This window comes from Leucobacter luti, from assembly GCF_050310065.1.
Lineage (GTDB): Bacteria > Actinomycetota > Actinomycetes > Actinomycetales > Microbacteriaceae > Leucobacter > Leucobacter luti_B.
Genome location: NZ_CP190007.1, coordinates 1,499,627 through 1,519,005 on the forward strand (window position 1 = coordinate 1,499,627; position 19,379 = coordinate 1,519,005).

19 protein-coding genes are annotated in these 19,379 nt (G+C 69.8%); all 19 read left to right on the forward strand.

Features of this window, described 5'->3' with window-relative positions; translation table 11 throughout:
• Positions 1-23 precede the first annotated feature (23 nt).
• The 19 genes from ACOPJ3_RS06885 (at position 24) to ACOPJ3_RS06975 (ending at position 19,376) form a co-directional block, all read left to right on the forward strand.
• Positions 24-2,969 (forward strand): DNA translocase FtsK, encoded by a 2,946-nt coding sequence (locus ACOPJ3_RS06885; protein ID WP_427871092.1) that lies wholly within the window; start codon positions 24-26, stop codon positions 2,967-2,969.
• The gene (gene pgsA, locus ACOPJ3_RS06890; protein WP_427871093.1) at positions 2,962-3,570 is read left to right on the forward strand and encodes a CDP-diacylglycerol--glycerol-3-phosphate 3-phosphatidyltransferase; all 609 of its coding nucleotides are present in this window, start codon (positions 2,962-2,964) and stop codon (positions 3,568-3,570) included. Before ACOPJ3_RS06885 ends, pgsA begins: the two co-directional genes overlap by 8 nt.
• On the forward strand, positions 3,567-4,154 hold the full coding sequence (locus ACOPJ3_RS06895) for a CinA family protein (protein WP_427871094.1): 588 nt from the start codon (positions 3,567-3,569) through the stop codon (positions 4,152-4,154). The genes pgsA and ACOPJ3_RS06895 overlap by 4 nt, the downstream gene beginning before the upstream one ends.
• A gap of 183 nt (positions 4,155-4,337) precedes the next feature.
• The gene (locus ACOPJ3_RS06900; protein ID WP_427871095.1) at positions 4,338-4,658 is read left to right on the forward strand and encodes a helix-turn-helix domain-containing protein; all 321 of its coding nucleotides are present in this window, start codon (positions 4,338-4,340) and stop codon (positions 4,656-4,658) included.
• Between the two features lie 164 nt (positions 4,659-4,822).
• Complete coding sequence (locus ACOPJ3_RS06905) at positions 4,823-5,044, forward strand: DUF3046 domain-containing protein (protein ID WP_427871096.1); 222 nt, start codon at positions 4,823-4,825, stop codon at positions 5,042-5,044.
• Positions 5,045-5,290: 246 nt separating this feature from the next.
• A complete protein-coding gene (gene recA, locus ACOPJ3_RS06910) occupies positions 5,291-6,397 on the forward strand; it encodes a recombinase RecA (RefSeq protein WP_427871097.1) in 1,107 nt (368 codons plus the stop codon).
• Between the two features lie 4 nt (positions 6,398-6,401).
• Entirely contained in the window at positions 6,402-7,145 is a 744-nt protein-coding gene (locus ACOPJ3_RS06915) for a regulatory protein RecX (RefSeq protein WP_427871098.1), read from the forward strand.
• Between the two features lie 24 nt (positions 7,146-7,169).
• Positions 7,170-8,717, forward strand: coding sequence for a tRNA (N6-isopentenyl adenosine(37)-C2)-methylthiotransferase MiaB (gene miaB / locus ACOPJ3_RS06920; protein WP_427871099.1), 1,548 nt, complete (start codon positions 7,170-7,172; stop codon positions 8,715-8,717).
• A complete protein-coding gene (gene miaA, locus ACOPJ3_RS06925; RefSeq protein WP_427871100.1) occupies positions 8,714-9,652 on the forward strand; it encodes a tRNA (adenosine(37)-N6)-dimethylallyltransferase MiaA in 939 nt (312 codons plus the stop codon). The genes miaB and miaA overlap by 4 nt, the downstream gene beginning before the upstream one ends.
• A complete protein-coding gene (locus ACOPJ3_RS06930; RefSeq protein WP_427871101.1) occupies positions 9,649-10,104 on the forward strand; it encodes a GNAT family acetyltransferase in 456 nt (151 codons plus the stop codon). The genes miaA and ACOPJ3_RS06930 overlap by 4 nt, the downstream gene beginning before the upstream one ends.
• Before the next feature lie 17 nt (positions 10,105-10,121).
• Positions 10,122-10,997 carry a diaminopimelate epimerase gene (gene dapF, locus ACOPJ3_RS06935; protein WP_427871102.1) on the forward strand — a complete coding sequence of 292 codons (876 nt, stop codon included), beginning with the start codon at positions 10,122-10,124 and terminating at the stop codon, positions 10,995-10,997.
• A 116-nt stretch (positions 10,998-11,113) separates the two neighbouring features.
• Positions 11,114-11,458, forward strand: coding sequence for a (2Fe-2S)-binding protein (locus tag ACOPJ3_RS06940; RefSeq protein ID WP_427871103.1), 345 nt, complete (start codon positions 11,114-11,116; stop codon positions 11,456-11,458).
• Positions 11,458-12,660, forward strand: coding sequence for an NAD(P)/FAD-dependent oxidoreductase (locus ACOPJ3_RS06945; RefSeq protein ID WP_427871104.1), 1,203 nt, complete (start codon positions 11,458-11,460; stop codon positions 12,658-12,660). Before ACOPJ3_RS06940 ends, ACOPJ3_RS06945 begins: the two co-directional genes overlap by 1 nt.
• The gene (locus ACOPJ3_RS06950) at positions 12,657-14,081 is read left to right on the forward strand and encodes an FAD-dependent oxidoreductase (protein ID WP_427871105.1); all 1,425 of its coding nucleotides are present in this window, start codon (positions 12,657-12,659) and stop codon (positions 14,079-14,081) included. Before ACOPJ3_RS06945 ends, ACOPJ3_RS06950 begins: the two co-directional genes overlap by 4 nt.
• Before the next feature lie 14 nt (positions 14,082-14,095).
• Complete coding sequence (locus tag ACOPJ3_RS06955; RefSeq protein WP_427871106.1) at positions 14,096-15,145, forward strand: ABC transporter substrate-binding protein; 1,050 nt, start codon at positions 14,096-14,098, stop codon at positions 15,143-15,145.
• Positions 15,130-15,981 carry an ABC transporter permease gene (locus tag ACOPJ3_RS06960; RefSeq protein WP_427871107.1) on the forward strand — a complete coding sequence of 284 codons (852 nt, stop codon included), beginning with the start codon at positions 15,130-15,132 and terminating at the stop codon, positions 15,979-15,981. The genes ACOPJ3_RS06955 and ACOPJ3_RS06960 overlap by 16 nt, the downstream gene beginning before the upstream one ends.
• Complete coding sequence (locus ACOPJ3_RS06965; protein WP_427871108.1) at positions 15,978-16,766, forward strand: ABC transporter permease; 789 nt, start codon at positions 15,978-15,980, stop codon at positions 16,764-16,766. Before ACOPJ3_RS06960 ends, ACOPJ3_RS06965 begins: the two co-directional genes overlap by 4 nt.
• Positions 16,763-17,965, forward strand: coding sequence for an ABC transporter ATP-binding protein (locus ACOPJ3_RS06970; RefSeq protein WP_427871109.1), 1,203 nt, complete (start codon positions 16,763-16,765; stop codon positions 17,963-17,965). Before ACOPJ3_RS06965 ends, ACOPJ3_RS06970 begins: the two co-directional genes overlap by 4 nt.
• 76 nt (positions 17,966-18,041) lie before the next feature.
• Positions 18,042-19,376, forward strand: coding sequence for an NAD(P)/FAD-dependent oxidoreductase (locus tag ACOPJ3_RS06975; RefSeq protein ID WP_427871110.1), 1,335 nt, complete (start codon positions 18,042-18,044; stop codon positions 19,374-19,376).
• The last annotated feature ends 3 nt before the right edge of the window (positions 19,377-19,379 follow it).

Below are 19,379 nucleotides of genomic sequence, written 5' to 3' on the forward strand. Positions count from 1 at the left end.
GCGGGGGCCTGTACCGTATTCACATGGCCAGTAAAGCTTCGTCGCGCGAAAAATCGGGCGGATCCCAGTCCAGGGGATCGCGCTCGACGAGCACGCGCACGAGCGCGAAGACAAAGGTGCTCATGGAGCCCGAGCCGAGCGAGGGCGTCGTCGTCCGTGCCTGGAACGGGCTCGCCCACGCCGTCGGCGGCGCCGCGCGCGCCTTCCGCGTCGAGCCGCTCGCGCCGGAGGACCGGCGCGACGGGATCCCGCTGCTGCTCGTACTGCTCGCGCTTGTCGGCGTCGTGGTCGAGTGGTTCTTCATCGGCCAGCCGGTCGCGGTGCAGCTCGACGCGTGGACCTTCGGCGGCATCTTCGGCCGTGTGGCCTTCGGCCTGCCGATCATCATGGCGGGCTTCGCGCTCTGGCTCTTCAATCATCCGTCGAGTGTCACCGACAACCGGCGGATCGCGGTCGGCCTGTTCCTCGCGATCACCGCGATTTCCGGGCTCACGCACGTGTACGGCGGCACGCCGAAGCCGAGCGACGGCATGCCCGCGCTCGCCGAGGCCGGCGGCCTGCTCGGCTGGATGGTCGGGGCCCCGCTGCTCGCACTCACCGTGTGGGTGGCCACGCCGATTCTCTCGATCCTGCTCGCCTTCTCGATCCTGATCGTCACGAAGACGCCCCCCGGGCGGATCGTGAAGCGGCTGCAGGAGGCCTACGCGTTCCTGTTCGGCGTTGTCGAGGGGGAGCAGGAGGCACAGCAGGAGGAGCCTGCCGGGCGCCGTAAGCGCGACAAGAAGGCCTCGGACGACGCGCTGTTCGATCTCGAGGAGCAGGAGGGCGACGGGGACTCGATTCCCTGGTGGCGCCGCAACTCATCGGGCCGCGAGGAGGATCCGGCGTACGCGGGGGACCAGGCGTCGCTCGAGGGGGCGCTGCCCGGATCCGGCGCGGAGGAGGCAGCTTCCGACGCGGCCAAGGGCGCGTTCGAGACGGCACTCGCCCCGGGGGAGCCGACCGACGTGTTCCCCTCCGACCTCTTCAGCGACCTCGATCGCGCGGAGAGCGCGGTGCAGCAGGCCGCGCCGGCGCGCGCGTCCGGGCTCGGCGACGACTCCTGGGACGACTTCGCGGGCGACTCGGGCGCCGATGATGCTGCTGCCGCCGCTGCCGCGGCCGAGCCGGCGCCGTTCGCCGTCGCGCCGCCGCACGATCCGGCGCGCGCCGAGTACCATCTGCCGGATCAGAGCGCGCTCACTGTCGGCGACCCGCCGAAGGCCCACACCGACGCGAACGACCAGATCATGGCCGCGCTCGCCCGGGTGTTCGAGGAGTTCAAGGTCGACGCGCGCGTCTCCGGCTTCTCGCGCGGGCCCACGGTCACGCAGTACGAGGTTGAGCTCGGCCCCGGCGTGAAGGTCGAGAAGGTCACGGCGCTCTCGAAGAACCTGGCCTACGCGGTCGCGTCGAACGAGGTGCGGATCCTCTCGCCGATTCCGGGCAAGAGCGCGATCGGCATCGAGATCCCGAACAAGGATCGCGAGAACGTCGCGCTCGGCGACGTGCTGCGCTCGGCGAAGGCGCAGCGGAGCGTCCACCCGATGACGATTGGCGTCGGCAAGGACGTGAAGGGCGGCTTCGTCGTCGCGAACCTCGCGAAGATGCCACACCTGCTCGTCGCAGGCGCGACGGGCTCCGGCAAGTCGAGCTTCATCAACTCGATGATCACGAGCATCCTCATGCGGGCGACGCCCGCGGAGGTGCGCATGGTGCTCGTCGACCCGAAGCGCGTCGAGCTCACGGTGTACCAGGGCGTTCCGCACCTGATCACCCCCATCATCACGAACCCCAAGAAGGCGGCGGAGGCGCTGCAGTGGGTCGTGAAGGAGATGGACATGCGCTACGACGATCTGGCGAGCTTCGGCTTCCGCCACATCGACGACTTCAACGAGGCCGTGCGCTCCGGCAGCATCGTCCTGCCCCCGGGCAGCCAGCGCGTGCTGAAGCCGTACCCGTACCTCCTCGTGGTCGTCGACGAGCTCGCCGACCTCATGCTGATCGCGCCGCGCGACGTCGAGGACTCGATCCAGCGGATCACGCAGCTCGCCCGCGCGGCAGGCATCCACCTGGTGCTCGCGACGCAGCGGCCGTCGGTCAACGTCGTCACGGGCGTCATCAAGTCGAACGTGCCGAGCCGCTACGCGTTCGCTGTGGCGTCGGGAACGGACTCGCGGGTCATCCTCGACGAGGTCGGTGCTGAGCGGCTCATCGGCCAGGGCGACGGCCTGCTGCTCCTGAACGGCGAGTCCACGCCGATGCGCGTGCAGGGCGCGTGGGTTGGAGAGGCCGAGATCGCGCAGGTCGTGGCGCACGTGAAGGCGCAGGCGCAGCCCGAGTACCGCGCCGACGTGCAGCAGGCCGCGGAGAAGAAGGAGATCGACGAGGACATCGGAGACGACCTCGAGGTGCTGCTCGCGGCCATCGATCTCGTCGTGACCTCGCAGTTCGGCTCCACCTCGATGCTGCAGCGGAAGCTCCGCGTCGGCTTCGCGAAGGCGGGCAGGCTTATGGATCTCATGGAGTCGCGCGACATCGTGGGGCCCTCCGAGGGGTCGAAGGCGCGCGACGTGCTCGTGACCCCGGAGCAGCTCCCCGAGGTGATCGCGAGGATCAAGGGCGGCCCGGCCGCTCCGGCGTTCGGCGCTCCCGCGGCCGCGGCCGCGGCTCCGGCGCCGGCGCCTGCACCTGCACCGGCGCCTGCACCTGTAACGGCACCGGTGGTCGATGCCGCCCCGGCGACGACTCCGTTGCCGGCTGCCGGCCACGACGCCGAGGACCAGGCGACCGACGTGATCGAGCCGCTCCGCGAGGACGGCCACGGCGATTCCCGCTACGACGATCCGATCGCGCAGTACCAGGCTGGCCTCGAAGAGGTCGAGGGTGAAGACGACGAGGACGCATGGAAGTTGACGGGTCGTGACTGAGTCGAGCGCGGGGACGCAGCCGGCGGGCAAGCCGAGCAACTGGAACGCCCCCAACATCATCACCGGGATCCGGATCATCGCGACCCCGTTCTTCCTCTGGATGCTGCTCGCGGACGGGGGAGAGAACGGCGCGCTCCGCTGGGCCTCGGCCGTGTTCTTCGTCCTCGCGATCGCGACGGACGCGTGGGACGGGCACATCGCCCGCTCGCGCGGGCTCATCACCGACCTCGGCAAGCTGCTCGACCCGATCGCCGACAAGTTCCTCACCGGCGCAGCGCTCGTCGGGCTCTCGATCCTCGCTGAGCTGCCGTGGTGGGTCACGATCGTCGTGCTTGTGCGCGAGGTCGGGATCACGGTCCACCGGCTCATCGTCGCGCACGACGTCGTCGTCGCAGCGGCGTGGATGGGCAAGCTCAAGACCGTCGCCCAATCGGTCGCGATCACGCTCGCGCTGCTGCCGCTCGCGAGCGTCATGGGTGACGCGGCCCCCGTCGCGATCTGGCTCAATATCATCACGATGTCGATCGCGGTCGCGCTCACGATCCTGAGCGGCATCGACTACATCATCGCCTTCGTGCGCGCGGGCAAGGCCCAGAAGTGAGTCTCACCGCGCGGGTGATCGAGGCGGCCGCCGCGCGCGGGATCCGGATCGCCGTCGCGGAGTCTCTCACGGGCGGTCTCCTCGCGGACGCGCTCGTGCAGGTGCCCGGCGCTTCTCGCGTCTTCTCGGGCGGGATCGTGGCCTACGACACGGCGCTCAAGCACAGCCTGCTCGGGGTCGACCCCGGGTTGCTCGCCCAGCGTGGACCGGTCGATCCCGAGGTCGCGCGGCAGATGGCCCTCGGCGTGAGGCGGGCGTGCGCGACACCGCGAGAGGCGGGTGCCGCGTCCGAGGGGCCGTTGCCGGCCGGGTCGCCCGTCGAAGCCGAGCTCGGGCTCGCGACGACGGGGGTTGCCGGCCCGGATCCGGATCCGCAGTCCGGTCAGCTGGCCGGGACGGTGTGGATTGGAGTGAGCGTGGGCGACACGACCAGGTCCGTCGAGCTGCACGCCGCAGGCGACCGCTCGGCAATCCGGGCGGCGGCGGTCGCCGCGGCTATCGAGCTCGCGGCTGAGCGGCTTGGTGTGGCCCCCGAAGCCGGGGAACCGGGGGGCGGAACTGTCCACGACCGGGGAAAAAGCTGAGACATTACTGAAACCTGAGTCAACCCGACTCAAGTCCAGACAAGTTTCAGGAATACGCCGTGTAGTCTCTGAGTTACTCCCTGTAACGGCGATCGAAACTGATCGCGGGGCTCGCAAGACGAATCCAAGGTCCTGCGGGTAGGGTGGAAGCACGGCATACCGTGCAAGTAAAGGAGGGCTCACATGGTGCTGATGCGTCAAGAGATCGGCGACGTGTTGCGTGACTTCCGGCTTCAGAAGGGCCGTACGCTTCGCCAGGTCGCGGGGGAGGCGAGCGTTGCGCTTGGCTACCTCAGTGAGGTGGAGCGCGGGCAGAAGGAGGCGTCGAGCGAGATTCTCGCCGCCGTCGCCGACGCACTCGATACGCCGCTCTCGGTGATCATGGGAGAGGTGAGTGAGCGTCTCGCGGTCGTCGAGGGGCTCTCGCTTCCGATTCCGACTCGGGTGCCCGATACGGTCCCTGCGGAGCTGGTCTCGGGGTACTCGCCGCAGCTCGTGTCCTAGCGGCTGCTGCACTTGGCTTCTGCGTTGCGGGACACATTCCATCGCAGCGCAGCCGAAGCGCCCGGCATTTCGATGTCGGGCGCTTCGCTTTTATTGCCGGCCTCTCGGGGGCCGAGGTTTATTGCCGGCCTCTCGGGGGCCGAGGACTATTCGGGGGAGAAGAGATGCGGCTCAGTGAGTTCCGGCGCGCGTGCGCTGAGGAGTTTGGCGAGGACTACTCCCGCGTGCTGCTTCGGGATCACTGGCTACCGAAGCTCGGCATGACGGGCGAGGAGGCTCTCGAGCGCGGCCTGCAGGCGCGGGCGGTGTGGGATGCGCTCTGCGAAGATCTGCAGGTGCCGGTGGGTCGGCGGCACGGCCGTGGTCTCCGGGACCCGGAGAAGTAGCGCGCGACACGCCGCCTCCGTGTTCGAATATGTGTTCGAACGGTGCTACTTTCGTCCACAGGTGACGTGCCGGGGGAGTTGTCCCCAGATTCGCTCGCTGCGGTCGAAAGATCCGTCAGTGTCAGTGGTCGAATCTAGAGTGATTCCACGTCAGTCACCGACGCCTTGTCTGCCCCAATTCCGGGGCCGAGACAGTATGAAGGCAGCAACCCAGCGGCACGTCCCGCACGACACGAGGAGCACGACATGGCAGCACCCAAGGATCGCGAGAAGGCGCTCGAAGCAGCGCTGGCTCAGATCGACAAGAACTTCGGCAAGGGCGCGATCATGCGCATGGGCAGCCAGGAGCGGGCACCCGTCGAGGTGATTCCGACCGGCTCAGTTGCGCTCGACGTTGCGCTGGGAATTGGTGGCCTGCCCCGCGGCCGCATCATCGAGATCTACGGCCCGGAGTCTTCGGGCAAGACGACGCTCACGCTGCACGCCATCGCGAACGCGCAGCGCGCGGGCGGCATCGCGGCCTTCATCGACGCGGAGCACGCGCTCGACCCGGAGTACGCACAGAAGCTCGGCGTCGACATTGACGCGCTGCTCGTCGCCCAGCCCGACACGGGTGAGCAGGCGCTCGAGATCGCGGACATGCTGATTCGCTCCGGCTCGGTCGACCTGGTGGTCATCGACTCGGTCGCGGCGCTCGTGCCGAAGGCGGAGATCGACGGCGAAATGGGCGACAGCCACGTCGGCCTGCAAGCCCGTCTCATGTCGCAGGCGCTGCGTAAGATTACGGGCAGCCTGAACGCGACGAAGACCACGGCGATCTTCATCAACCAGCTCCGCGAGAAGGTCGGCGTCTTCTTCGGCAGCCCCGAGACGACCTCAGGCGGGAAGGCGCTCAAGTTCTACGCCTCGGTCCGCCTCGACATCCGCCGCATCCAGACGCTGAAGGACGGCACAGACGCGGTGGGTAACCGCACCCGCGTGAAGGTCGTGAAGAACAAGATGGCGCCGCCCTTCAAGCAGGCCGAGTTCGACATCCTCTACGGCGTCGGTATCTCCCGCGAGGGCTCGCTCATCGACTACGGCGTGGAGCAGGGGCTCATCAAGAAGAGCGGCGCCTGGTTCACGTACGACGGCGACCAGCTGGGCCAGGGCATGGAGAACGCGCGACGGTTCCTCATCCAGCACCCCGACATCGCGGCTGAGATTGAGGAGAAGATCCTCACGAAGCTCGGCGTGAACGGCCGTGGCAAGGAAGAGGCCGAGGCCGAGGCGAAGGGTGCCGCGAAGGATCCGAAGGACGCGAAGGCGCCCGTCGCTCCCGTCGCCGAGCCCGGGCAGCGCGCGAGCGCATAGCGTCATGGCAGTGCGATTCCTTCCCGCTCCCGGCGAGCGCGAAAGCTCGCCGGGAGCGGACCGGGAAGACCTCGCGGAGGTCATCGAGTTTCGCTCGGCCCTGCGGCAACGGCCGTGGGGCGGAGGCGGCGCCGGGGCCGAGGCGGAGGGTGAAGTCGAGGCTGAGGTGGGGGCCGAGACTGAGCTCGAGGTCGAGACTGAGAGTGCAGTCGGGCCTGAACTCGATCCTGAACTCGAGGCCGAACCCGAGGCGCAGGCCGAGCCCGGCCGGTGCAAGGAGGACGGCGTGCGACTGCTCGCGCGGCGCGCCCGCTCGAGCGGGGAGCTGCGCGCGGAGCTCCTGGCGCTCGAGCACGACGCGATCGACGTCGAGGAGGTCGTCGCCGAGTTCGAGTCGAGCCACTACCTCGACGATCTGGGTCTCGCGCGCGCCGTGACCGAGAAGCTCCGCGACGCGAAACAGGCGAGCAAAGCCCAGATCCGGCGCAAGCTTCGCGAGCGCAAGCTGCCAGACCACTGCATCGAGGAAGCCCTGTCCGAGCTCGACGTCGACGAGGAGTTCGCGCTGCTGCGCGCGGCGGCGGAGCAGCGGGCCGGCAAGCTCCGCGACCTCGACCGGCAGACCGCCGAGCGTCGCCTGCTCGGCTTCCTTGCGCGGCGCGGCTGGTCGGGGGAACCGGCGATGCGGGCGGCCTGTGAGGCGCTCGACGGGGTGGGGCGGCCCTCGGGCGGCGTCCGATTCCGCTGATCCCGCGACGGTACACTGGTGCCCATGACTCTCACCGCCGATCCCACCGTGATCGAGCCGTCGCCCGCCGCGCTTCGGCCCGACGGCAGCCCCCGCAGCTACACCGTCCGCACCCTCGGGTGCCAGATGAACGTGCACGACTCGGAGCGGCTCTCGGGCTCACTCGAGGCGGCGGGATACGTCGCCGCCGAGGAGTCCGAGCAGGCCGACGTCATCGTCATCAACACCTGCGCGGTGCGTGAGAACGCGGCGAACAAGCTCTACGGCAACCTCGGCCACCTCGCCGGCGTCAAGCGCGAGCGCGAGGGGATGCAGATTGCCGTTGGCGGCTGCCTCGCCCAGAAGGACCAGGGCGCCATCGTGGAGAAGGCGCCGTGGGTCGACGTCGTCTTCGGCACCCACAACATGGGGTCCCTCCCCGCCCTCCTCGAGCGGGCACGACACAACGAAGAGGCGCAGGTCGAGATCCTCGAGGCGCTCGAGGTGTTCCCGTCCACGCTCCCGACGAAGCGAGATTCGGCCTCGAGCGGCTGGGTCTCCATCTCGGTCGGCTGCAACAACACCTGCACGTTCTGCATCGTGCCCGCACTCCGCGGCAAGGAGAAGGACCGCCGACCCGGCGACATCCTCGCCGAGGTGCAGGCGCTCGTCGACGACGGCGCAATCGAGATCACCCTGCTCGGACAGAACGTCAACACGTACGGCGTCGAGTTCGGCGACCGGCAGGCCTTCGGCAAGCTGCTGCGGGCGATGGGCGAGATCGAGGGCCTCGAACGCGTGCGATTCACGAGCCCGCACCCCGCCGCCTTCACGGACGACGTGATCGCCGCCATGGCGGAAACCCACAACGTCATGCCGTCCCTGCATATGCCGCTGCAGTCCGGCTCAGACGCGGTGCTCAAGGCGATGCGCCGCTCCTATCGCTCGAAGAAGTTCCTTGGCATCCTCGACGCCGTGCGCGAGCGGATCCCGTACGCGGCGATCACGACCGACATCATCGTCGGCTTCCCCGGCGAGACCGAGGAGGACTTCGAGGACACGCTGCGCGTCGTCGAGGCCTCGCGCTTCTCGAGCGCCTTCACGTTCCAGTACTCGATCCGTCCCGGCACGCCCGCGGCCACCATGGAGAACCAGCTGCCGAAGGCCGTCGTGCAGGAGCGCTACGAGCGGCTCCTCGCCCTCCAGGAGCGCATCTCCCTCGAGGAGAACCAGGCGCAGATCGGCCGCACCCTCGACATCCTCGTCTCCGTCGGCGAGGGCAAGAAGGACGCGGCCACCCGCAGGCTCTCGGGCCGGGCCGAGGACAACCGGCTCGTCCACTTCGCGGTCCCCGAGGGAGCAGACGAGCCGCGGCCCGGCGACGTCGTGACCGTGGGCGTCACCGCGGCCGCCCCGCACTTCCTCATCGCGGACGACACCTCAGGCTTCGCGATCCGGCGCACCCGCGCGGGCGACGCGTGGGACCGTCGCCAGGCCGAGAGCTGCGGCGTCCCGGCGGCGCCCGCTACCGGATCCGACGCCGGGGCGCCGCGCGCCGTGAGCCTCGGCCTGCCCACGATCCGGACCCGATGAGCGCAGGGCCCTCGGGGTACTTGGGCGCGCCGAGGCTCTGGGCTGTCGTCGGCGCGACGGGCACCGGCAAGTCGGCCCTGTCGCTCGACCTCGCCGAGGCGCTCGGCGCACGCGGCCGCGGCTCCGAGATCGTGAACGCCGACGCCATGCAGCTCTACCGCGGCATGGATATCGGCACGGCCAAGGTTCCCGTCGCCGAGCGGCGCGGGATCCCGCACCACCTCTTCGACGAGGTAGAGCCGCGCGACGAGGCCACGGTCGCCTGGTATCAGGAGCGCGCCCGCGAGACGATCGACGCCGTGCTCGCCCGCGGCAACGACGCGATCCTCGTCGGGGGGTCCGGGCTCTACGTCTCGAGCGTGATCTTCGACTTCCAGTTCCCGCCGCGCGACGAGGCGCTCCGCGCCGAGCTCGAGCGGGAGTGCGAGGCCGCGGGCGTCGGCCCGCTGCTCGAGCGGCTCAGGGCGCTCGCCCCCGCCGTCGCGGAGGCCGTTGACGTGCGCAACCCCCGCCGCGTCGTGCGCGCCCTCGAGGTGGCACTGCTCGGCGGCGACGCCCAGGTCGTGCTGCCCTCCGAGCCGGTCCTGTGGCGCGAGCCGACGACGATCGTCGGCGTCAGCTGCCCCCGCGAGGAGCTCGTCGCCCGGCTCGACGAGCGGGTGCGCGAGATGTGGCGCGGGGGCCTCCTCGCGGAGGTGCGCGGCCTGATCCCGCGCGGGATCGAGACGGGCCCCACGGCGTCCCGCGCGATCGGCTATGCCCAGGCGCTCGCGCAGCTCGCCGGCTCGCTCAGCGAGGAGGAGGCGATCGCGGAGACCCAGGCGCTCACGCGGCGCTACGCCAGGCGCCAGGTGAGCTGGTTCAAGCGCTACCCGGACGTGCGCTGGGTCGACGGCCCCGGGCAGCGCGTCGCCGCGACTATCGTGGGGGAATGAACGAAAGCGCGCACCCCCGGAAGTACCACCTGCGCGAGTACGTGCCCGCCGACGCCGATCCCGTGATCCGGCTCTGGGAGGCCTGCGGCCTCACTCGCCCCTGGAACGACCCCCGCGCCGACCTCGCACGCGCGCACGCCTGGCAGCCGGATCTGCTGCTCGTCGCCGTGACGCTCGACGGCAGCATCGTCGGCTCGGTCATGGCCGGCTACGACGGCCACCGGGGCTGGCTGTACTACCTGGCCTCGGATCCCGCGCGCCGCGGGCGCGGGATCGGGCGGGCCCTCGTCGCAGAGGCCGAGCGCAGGCTCGCCGCGGCCGGGTGCCCGAAGGTGCAGCTCATGGTCCGCTCCGACAACGCGGCGGTCCAGGGCTTCTATGACTCGCTCGGCTACGAGCGCTCCGACGTGGCGGTGCAGGGCAAGCGCTTCCCCCCAGTGTCCGGATCCTGAACCCCTAGAATTGGCGCATGACTGCGCTGAGCTTCACCAAGGGACACGGCACCGGTAACGACTTCGTCCTGTTCACGGATCCCGAGGGGAAGCTCGCGCTCACGCCGGAGCAGATTCGTTTCATCTGCGACCGCCGCTTCGGCGTCGGCGCCGACGGCGTGATCCGCGCGGTGCGCTCGCGTGCCCTGCCCGAGGGGGCGGCGAGCCTCGCGGAGGAGCCGGAAGCCGAGTGGTTCATGGACTACTGGAACGCCGATGGCACCCCGGCGGAAATGTGCGGCAACGGGATCAGGGTCTACGCGCACTACCTGATCACGGAGGGTCTCGTGGCGCCTGAGCGGCGCGACACGCTCCCCATCGGCACCCGCGCGGGCGTGAAGGACGTGCTCGCGGGCGTCTCCGGCTACACGGTCGATCTCGGGCGCTGGCGGCTCGCGGGGGAGCGCCTCGTGTCGGTGCGCGGCCTCGACGTCGCGCGGCCCGGGCTCGGGATCGACCTCGGCAACCCGCACGTTGTGACGGCGCTCGCGGAGCCCGCCGAGCTCGACGCGCTCGACCTCACGCGCGCCCCCGAGCTCGATCCGGTGTCCGAGAACGGCGCGAACGTCGAGTTCGTGGTGCCCGAGGACCCGCTCGTGAAGGACGGCGTTGCGCGGATCCGGATGCGCGTGCACGAGCGCGGCTCGGGGGAGACCCTGTCCTGCGGCACGGGCACCGCGGCCGCGGCGCTCGCGTTCCGCTACTGGGGTGGCGAGGGAATGCCGAATCACTGGAGCGTCGACGTGCCGGGCGGGCGCCTCGCCGTGCGCATGTTCCCGACGGAGGAGGGCGAGCACGTCTCGCTCAACGGGCCGGCGGAGCTCGTGTACCGGGGGACGATCGAGCTGCCGTAGCTTCGGGGCCGAGGAGCGGATCGCGGCGATCCGCTTCCGCTCCCCTTTGCGCAAGGACAATAAGTTTGTATTATGGTGATTGCTGCACGAGAAATCTGACACGACGAGGTGAGCGAATGGCCCGCAATGATGCGCGCAAGGCGGTGATCTGCCCGTGCCACGACGTCACGGTCGGCGACGTGGAAGACGCGATCGCGCACGGGCACACGGACCCCGAGACGATCAAGCGCGCCACCGCGGTGTACATGGGAGCGTGCCAGGGTAAGTTCTGCTCGCCGCTCGTTCAGGCGCTGCTCGCGGAGCGCGGCATCGAGCCGGCGGGGGAGCAGCGGCGCCCGGCGGCGAGGCTTCCCATCGTTCCCGTCACCCTGGGGTCGCTCGTCGCGCCTCCCGGCGGCGACGATATTCGTCCTGCCCCGGGTCAAGCGGGCGAGCGCGGCTCCGAGAACGGGGCGAGCTGATGGCGCTCCCGGGAGTCTCCTCACAGCCGATCAGGTCCGGTTACGACACGATCATCATCGGTGCCGGCGTGCAGGGGCTCGCGATCGCCTACGAGCTCGCGAAGCGCGGCATGACCGACGTCCTCGTGGTCGATCGCTCCTGGCCCGGCGGCGGCGCGAGCGGGCGCAACGGCGAGCTCATCCGATCCGCCTTCGCCTCGACCGAGTGGTGCGAACTGTTCGAACTGTCCAGGCAGAAGTGGCTCGGGCTGTCCCAGGAGCTCGGCATGAATGTCCTGTTCAACCGCACGGGCTACGCGGTCGTCGCGACGACCGCGGAGCAGGCCGCGCAGTGCCGGGTCGACCACGACTTCCAGGCGGGGCTCGGGATCCGGACCGAGCTGCTCGACGAGCGCGAGGCGAGGAAGGTGCTTCCGGCCGCGAACCCGGATCTGGTCCGGGCGGCGGTGCTGCAGGAGCAGGCGGGCTTCGCTCACCACGACTCCGTGGTCGCCGGCTACCTGGAGAATGCGGCGCGGCTCGGCGTCCAGGTCGTCTCGGGAGTCACGGTGACGGGGCTCCTGCGCCGCGGCGACGACGTGACCGGGATCGCAACGGCCTGCGGCAGGCGGGTCGAGGCGAGGACGGTCGTCAACGCGGCCGGCGGGCAGGCGCTCGAGATCAACGCACTCGCCGGGCTCGAGTTCCCGCTCGTCGCGTCGCGCCTCGAGATGATCGTCACTCAGCCCCTGAAGCCATTCCTCACGCCTGGTGTCGCGGCGCTCGAGCTGCTCGGCTACTGTCACCAGACGGCGCGGGGCGAGTTCGTCGGCGGAACCGAACTGCCGCGGGTCGACGAGAGCACGAGCCTGAACGGTACCTGGACGGTGCTGCAGGACATCGCGACCAAGTTCGTGCAGCTATTCCCGGTCCTTGCGGGCACGAGGCTGCTGCGGCACTGGGCCGGCACCGTCAGCCAGACCCCGGATCTCGCCCCCGTGCTCGGGCCCGTGCCCGAGATCCCGGGCTACCTGCTGAGCGTCGGATGGGTGTACGGGTTCATGGGCGCCCCGGCTGCGGGCGAGCTGCTCGCGGAGCACATCGTGGCGGGGACGATCGACCGGCGCATGGCGCCGTTCGGAATCGAGCGGACGAGGACGGGCGACTGGATCCGCGAGGGCTCGCTCGTCGTTGACATGGATCTCGACGAGGAGGCGGCATGAACGGGGCCGGGAGCGAAGAACTGAGCTTCACGTTTGAGGGGCGGCGGGTGCCGGCCAAGCGCGGTCAGAGCATCGCCGGGGCGCTGCACGCGAGCGGCGTCTCGACGCTGTCGCGCGGTGTGAAGTATCACCGGCCGCGCGGCTACACCTGCGGCTTCGGCGCGTGCGGAGACTGCCCGCTCCGGATCGACGGGATGCCGCTGACCGTGTCGTGCACGACGCCGGTCGAGGGCGGCGAGCGCGTGCGCCGGGAGGGCGCGTTCCCCGGTGCAGGCTTCGACCTGCTCAGGACGGCCGACCTCATGCGCCCCCTGCTCAAGGCGGGCTTTCAGTTCAAGCTCTTCGCCGGGCAGCCCAGGCTCAGCAAGCTAGCGGGCGCCGTGCTCGCGGTCCTCGCCGGCGGTGGGCGCATGCCGAGCGCGGCGGCCGTTGCGCGCGGGACCATCACCCGCGTCGAGCGGCTCGCGGCCCCCGTCCTCGTGATCGGGGGCGGCGTCAGCGGGCTCGCGGCCGCACTTGCGGCTGCCGAGGCGGGTCACGAGGTTGTCGTCGTCGATCGGGACTTTCTTGGCGGGCGCTCTCAGGTCCGTACCGAGCAGATTCGAAATGGCCAGACCCGGGTGCGGCCGGACCGGGTCTTCCCGGTGCTGCTTGGCAACGCGGAGCGTCACCCCCGAATCCGCCTGATCCGGGGACTCGCGGTGGGACTCATTGACGGACTCGTGCCGGTCGTCTCCGAGCGCGAGGGCGTGCGGACCGAGATCTCGCCCGAGGCGCTCATCATCGCCACGGGCAGCTATGAGACGCCCATCCTCGTGCCCGGTCACGATCTTCCGGGCGCCATGCTCGCCGACGCGGCGCTGAAGCTCGCGGCGGTCGAGGGGGTGCCGCCTGGCCGGCGCGCGGTCGTCGTGGACGCGGACCCCCGCGCAAGCGAGGTCGCGCGAGAGCTCTCGCGCCTCGGGGTCGAGGTGGTCGCCCAGGTCCCGGCGAAGAGCGTCGCGAGCATCACGGGATGGTCGCGAGCGACCGGCGTCCGGCTGCGCGGCAGCGAAGTCGAAGGCGGGGTCGAAGGCGGAACACGCTCCGCGCGCGCCGCGCGCATCCGGGCAGACCTCGTCTGCATCGTCGGACCGAGGAGGCCGGCCGAGGAGCTGGCCCTGCACGCGGCCTACGCGAGCGCGGGTTCCCACGACCTCGTGCTGCGCGACGCCCCCGCGCTCGCGGCGCGAACCCTCGTCGTCGGCACGGCCGCGGGCGATCCCGAGTACTCGCTCACTGACATCTCGCGGCGAGCGCAGCAGCTCGCCGGGGAGATCGGTGCCGGATCGCGATCCGACGCCGCCCCGCCGCAGCACGCGGCGCCAGAATCCCGCCGCTCGGCGGACCACACCACACAGACCTCCAGCACACCGGAGTGAACAAGGAGAACACCATGAAACACACTCGAAAGACTGCCGCGGCGACCGCGCTCCTCGCGGCGGCCGCCCTCGCGCTGACGGCCTGCAGCGGCAGCGGCGGCGGAGCACAGGCGGGCGAGGACAGCACGTCGCTCACCGTCGTCTCCTACGGCGGCCCCTACCAGGAGGCGCAGTCGAAGGCCTTCTTCGCCCCGTTCTCCGAGGAATCGGGGGTCACCGTCACCGAGGACAGCCCGACCGACTACTCCCAGTTGCGCAGCATGGTGGAGTCGGAGCGACCCACCTGGGACCTCGTCCTCGTTGCGAACGACTTCGGAACGACCGCGGACGCGGACTACCTCGAGCCGATCGACTACGAGGTCGTGGACAAGGACGCGCTCATCCCGGGCGCCGCCCAGGAGTACCGCGTCGCAGCCGACATCGAGGCGACGGTGCTCGCGTACCGGAGCGACAAGTTCGAGACCGCACCCGCGACCTGGGAGGACCTCTTCGACACGAAGAAGTTCCCGGGGAAGCGCATGTTCAACAAGCTCGTGTCGGGCGGGGCCCTCGAGGCCGCGCTCCTCGCAGACGGAGTGGCGCCCGAGGACCTCTTCCCGCTCGACGTCGACCGAGCGCTGAAGAAGCTCGACACCATCAAGGACGACATCGTGTGGTGGGAGACCTCGGCCCAGTCGCAGCAGCTCCTCGCATCGGGGGAGGCGAGCATCGGGCTCGCCTGGGTCGGCCGCGCGGTCGACGCGGGTAAGGAAGCTCCCGTCGGCATCAACTGGGATACCTGGCTGCAGGTCGACGCGTACTGGGTGATCCCGAAGGGCGCGCCGAATGCGAAGAATGCGCAGGAGGCCCTCGGGTTCCTCCTGCAGGAGGAACCGCAGGTCACGTTCACCGAGCTCTCTGACTACGGTCCCGCGAACGCGGCTGCGGCCGAGGCGCCGAGCGTCAAGGAGAACCCGAACCGGCCAACGAACCACCTCGACACCCAGGTGCAGATCGACGACGAGTGGTGGGGCGAGCACCAGCAGGCCACCGATCGGAAGTTCCAGGAATGGCTGCTCAGCTAGCGATCAAGCAGCCCGCTGCGACGCGGTGGGGAGGGTGGCTGCTGCTCCTCCCCGCCGCGGCGCTCCTGGCGGTGTTTTTCCTGGTTCCGCTCGGGCTCATGGTCCAGACGAGTTTCCGCAACGGGATCGAGACCTACCAAGAGATCTTCACCTCGCCGATCTACGGGCTCGTGCTCGGCAACACTCTGCGCACCGCGGCGCTCACCACGCTGCTCTGCCTGCTGCTCGCATACCCGTACACGTATGTGCTGACGCGGGTCGGCCCGCGCCTGCGCCTGATCATGCTCGGCGTCGTGCTGCTGCCGTTCTGGACGAGCCTGCTCGTGAGGAGCTTCGCCTGGGTCGGGCTGCTGCAGGACTCGGGAATCCTGAACGGGGCGCTGCAGACGCTCGGCCTCATCGACGAGCCCCTGCAGCTGATCCGCACCCCGCTCGGGGTGCTCATCGGTATGGTGCACGTGCTGCTGCCCTACATGGTGCTGCCGCTCATGACGACGATGGGGCAGATCGATGGCTCGGTGCTGCGCGCCGCCGGGAGCCTCGGCGCCGGGCCGTTCAAGCGGTTCTTCCGCATCTTCCTCCCGCTCAGCCTGCCGGGGATCATCTCGGGCTGCGTCCTGGTGCTCGTGCTCTCGCTCGGTTTCTACATCACGCCAGCCCTCCTGGGCGACGCGAAGGACGCCATGATCGGCGAGACCATCGTGCAGGAAGTGACGCGCTACGGCCCGGTCATGGCGAGCGCGCTCGGCCTCGTGCTGCTTGTCGGCACGCTCGTCTCGCTTGCGCTCCTCCTCGCGGTCCAGCGCATCGGATCCTCACGAAAGGGAGTGCAATGAGCAAGGTGCAACTCAGATGGGTCCTGCTTGGGATCTTCGCGGCGCTCGTCGGCGTCTATCTCATGCTGCCGACCCTGATCGTGATCCCGATGTCGCTCAACGCCTCCTCCGTGCTCGGCGTGTTCGGGGACGGCTGGACGACGAAGTGGTTCGAGGAGATCTTCAGCGACCCGAAGTGGGGGAGTTCGGCCTTCACGAGCTTGCAGGTCGCGGTGGGCACGGTCCTCCTCGCCACGAGTATCGGCACGGCAGCGGCCCTCGGGCTGCAGCGGGTGCGAGCGGCCTGGCGGCTGCCCATCACGGCGCTCATCGTGAGCCCGATGATCATCCCGCCCGTGATCATCGGCATCGGGACCTACGTGCTGTATCTGAAGTGGTACCTCGACGGCTCGGTGCCGGGGCTCATCATCGCGCACAGCGTGCTCGCGCTGCCGTTCGTCGTGGTGACCGTTACCGCGACGCTCTCGCAGCTCGACCCCGTCTATGAGCGGGCAGCGGCGAGCCTCGGGGCCGCGCCCTGGACGAGGTTCCGTCGGATCACGCTCCCGCTCATCGCTCCGGGGATGCTCGCGGGCGCGCTCTTCGCGTTCGTGATGAGCTGGGACGAGGTCGTCGTCTCGATCTTCCTGACAAATGCGGAGACCAGGACCCTTCCCGTCTTCATGTGGACCCAGGTCCGCACGCAGCTCACCCCGACGCTCGCGGCTGTGGGCGTCTTCCTCACCGTGCTCTCGGTCGTCGCACTCATCTCTATGCGCCGGCTCCAGAAGGGAAATGACTCATGAACCAGGCACAGCCCACCGCTCACCGCGATGACCAGGGTGGCGAGCAGTTCGCGCTGCGGGTCGACGGCGTCTCGAAGTATTACGGGTCCCAGGCCGCGGTCGACGATGTGTCGTTCGCGCTCGAGCCCGGCACGTTCCTCACCATGCTCGGGCCCTCGGGATCCGGGAAGACGACGACGCTCAGCATGATCGCGGGCTTCACCGCGCAGGATCGCGGATCGATCACGGTCGCGGGCCGCGACATCTCGTCCGTCCCGCCCCACAAGCGGGGGATCGGCGTGGTGTTCCAGAACTACGCGCTCTTTCCGCACCTCACGGTCGAGCAGAACGTCGCATTTCCGCTCGAGATGGAGGGGATGAGGCGGCGCGAGGCGCTCGTCAAAGCGCGCGAGGCGCTCGAGATGGTCGAGCTCGGCAACCGGGCGAAGCATCAGCCGAAGCAGCTCTCGGGCGGGCAGCAGCAGCGGGTCGCACTCGCTCGCGCCGTCGTATTCGAGCCCCCTCTGCTGCTCATGGACGAGCCGCTCGGAGCGCTCGACAAGCGGCTGCGCACCCAGATGCAGATCGAGATCATGCGCATCAGTAGGAACCTCGGGTCGACCGTCGTCTACGTGACGCACGACCAGGAGGAGGCGCTCGTGATGAGCGACCTGATCGCGGTATACAACAACGGTTCGATCGAGCAGATCGGCTCTAGCCGGGACCTCTACGAGACGCCCAGGACCCGCTTCGTTGCGGACTTCATCGGCGAGTCGGTCCTACTTCCGTGCACCGACTTCGGCGACGGCACCTGCGGCGGCGCCGGCTGGCGCGGCGACGCGCCGTCGCGCGCGGCGTACACGCCCGAGGGCCGCGGGGTCCTCGTGCTCCGCCCCGAGGACCTCGCGCTCGTGCCCGAGGACGACGGGGCTGCCGCGGCCGACGCGGCGGGTGCCGAGCGCGCGAACAGCATCTTGGGAGTTGTGACGGATGTGATCTACGTCGGCTCGGCGCTGATCTCGCTCGTCGAGGCGCGCGATGGCCGCGAGCTCGAAGTGCGCACACCGCGCTCCGAGGCGGCACTCGCGGTGCGCAGGGGCGACCGAGTGCGCGTCAGCTGGAGGCCGGAAAACGCCGTCATTGTTCCCGATGACATGGAAGAAGCGCGTGGCGTAGGCGGTGAACTGGCGACACGTCAGATACTGGCACCGGGAAGGTAGATCAATGCTGAATGGTGAAGTCTCCTACTGGATGCACGCGCGCGGGCTGCCTGCGCGGCTTGGAAGTGTTCCCTCCATGCGGGCACCGCTCACGGCGGACATCGAAGCCGATGTCTGCATCGTCGGCGCGGGGTTCACGGGGCTCTGGACCGCGTTCCACCTGAAGGAGCTCGATCCCAGCTTGCGCATCGTCGTGCTCGAGCGAGAATTCGCGGGATACGGCGCCTCGGGCAGGAACGCCGGATGGCTCTCTCCGCTCGTGCCCGGGAACCGCAGGGTGTTCTCGCGATCGAGCGGAGGACGCGAGGCCGGGATCCACCTGCAGCGTCGCATGCTCGAGGCGGTCGACGAGGTGCTCGAGATCATCTCGGCTGAGCAGATCGAGGCCGCGGCGATCCGGAGCGGGAACGTCGTGGTGGCCAGGAACGAGGCCGCCATGAACCGGCTGCGATCCCGCCTCGAAGGGGACCGCGCGTGGGGATTCCGACCCGACGAGGGCATCGAGCTCAGCGCGGAGGGGGTGTCCGAGCGGATCGCCGTCGCAGGCGCGGTCGGCGGCCTCTTCTACCCGACGGTCGCCCGAATCGACCCCGGCGGGCTCGTGCGGGGCCTCGCCGAGGCGGTCGAGCGGCGAGGCGTCGTCATCCACGAGGGCAGCCCCGTCGAGACGATCGAGGCCGGGATCGCGAGGTCGGCGGCGGGGTCAGTGCGTGCGCGCGCCGTGCTGCGCTGCACCGAGGGCTACTCGGTCGACGTTGCACGCGACCCCCGGCGCATCATCCCGATCAACAGCTCGATCGTGATCACCGACCCGCTGCCGGAGAGCGTCTGGGCGGAGATCGGGTGGGGCGGCAAGGAGCTCTTCAGCGACGCCGCGCACGTGTTCAGCTACTCGCAGCGCACCGACGACGGCAGGATCCTGCTCGGCGGCCGCGGCAACCCGTACCGATTTGGCTCGGGGACGGGCGGGGACGGCCGAGTGGACCGCGCGACGGTTGACTCGCTCGTGTCCCGGATTCGGGCAATGTTTCCTGCGACCGACGGGCACGGGATCGCGCACGCGTGGTCGGGCGTCCTCGGTGTGACGAGGGACTGGTGTGCCTCTGTCATGTTCGATCCGGGATCCGGAGTCGGGCACGCGCAGGGCTATGCGGGGCATGGGGTGACCTCCTCGTATCTCGCGGCGAAGACGCTCGCGGAGCGCGTCGTCGGGAGCCGCGGGGGAGACGCCGCGCTCCCGTGGGCGGGCAGACAGACGCGCAGCTGGGAGCCCGAGCCGATTCGCTGGCTCGGAGTGCACGCGATGTATCGGCTGTTCGCCTTCGCCGACTGGGCCGAGGAGCGGAGCCACGCGAGGCGCACCTCGCTGTTCGCGAGCATCGGCTCCCGCCTTGCCGGGCTGCATGAGTAGAGT

What these genes read in the sequence shown, in the direction of transcription:
- ACOPJ3_RS06885 (WP_427871092.1), top strand. Translation starts at nt 24, where the DNA reads ATGGCCAGTAAAGCTTCGTCGCGCGAAAAATCGGGCGGATCCCAGTCC.
- ACOPJ3_RS06900 (WP_427871095.1), top strand. Translation starts at nt 4,338, where the DNA reads ATGGTGCTGATGCGTCAAGAGATCGGCGACGTGTTGCGTGACTTCCGG.
- ACOPJ3_RS06905 (WP_427871096.1), top strand. Translation starts at nt 4,823, where the DNA reads ATGCGGCTCAGTGAGTTCCGGCGCGCGTGCGCTGAGGAGTTTGGCGAG.
- recA (WP_427871097.1), top strand. Translation starts at nt 5,291, where the DNA reads ATGGCAGCACCCAAGGATCGCGAGAAGGCGCTCGAAGCAGCGCTGGCT.
- ACOPJ3_RS06915 (WP_427871098.1), top strand. Translation starts at nt 6,402, where the DNA reads ATGGCAGTGCGATTCCTTCCCGCTCCCGGCGAGCGCGAAAGCTCGCCG.
- miaB (WP_427871099.1), top strand. Translation starts at nt 7,170, where the DNA reads ATGACTCTCACCGCCGATCCCACCGTGATCGAGCCGTCGCCCGCCGCG.
- miaA (WP_427871100.1), top strand. Translation starts at nt 8,714, where the DNA reads ATGAGCGCAGGGCCCTCGGGGTACTTGGGCGCGCCGAGGCTCTGGGCT.
- ACOPJ3_RS06930 (WP_427871101.1), top strand. Translation starts at nt 9,649, where the DNA reads ATGAACGAAAGCGCGCACCCCCGGAAGTACCACCTGCGCGAGTACGTG.
- dapF (WP_427871102.1), top strand. Translation starts at nt 10,122, where the DNA reads ATGACTGCGCTGAGCTTCACCAAGGGACACGGCACCGGTAACGACTTC.
- ACOPJ3_RS06940 (WP_427871103.1), top strand. Translation starts at nt 11,114, where the DNA reads ATGGCCCGCAATGATGCGCGCAAGGCGGTGATCTGCCCGTGCCACGAC.
- ACOPJ3_RS06945 (WP_427871104.1), top strand. Translation starts at nt 11,458, where the DNA reads ATGGCGCTCCCGGGAGTCTCCTCACAGCCGATCAGGTCCGGTTACGAC.
- ACOPJ3_RS06950 (WP_427871105.1), top strand. Translation starts at nt 12,657, where the DNA reads ATGAACGGGGCCGGGAGCGAAGAACTGAGCTTCACGTTTGAGGGGCGG.
- ACOPJ3_RS06955 (WP_427871106.1), top strand. Translation starts at nt 14,096, where the DNA reads ATGAAACACACTCGAAAGACTGCCGCGGCGACCGCGCTCCTCGCGGCG.
- ACOPJ3_RS06960 (WP_427871107.1), top strand. Translation starts at nt 15,130, where the DNA reads ATGGCTGCTCAGCTAGCGATCAAGCAGCCCGCTGCGACGCGGTGGGGA.
- ACOPJ3_RS06965 (WP_427871108.1), top strand. Translation starts at nt 15,978, where the DNA reads ATGAGCAAGGTGCAACTCAGATGGGTCCTGCTTGGGATCTTCGCGGCG.
- ACOPJ3_RS06970 (WP_427871109.1), top strand. Translation starts at nt 16,763, where the DNA reads ATGAACCAGGCACAGCCCACCGCTCACCGCGATGACCAGGGTGGCGAG.
- ACOPJ3_RS06975 (WP_427871110.1), top strand. Translation starts at nt 18,042, where the DNA reads ATGCGGGCACCGCTCACGGCGGACATCGAAGCCGATGTCTGCATCGTC.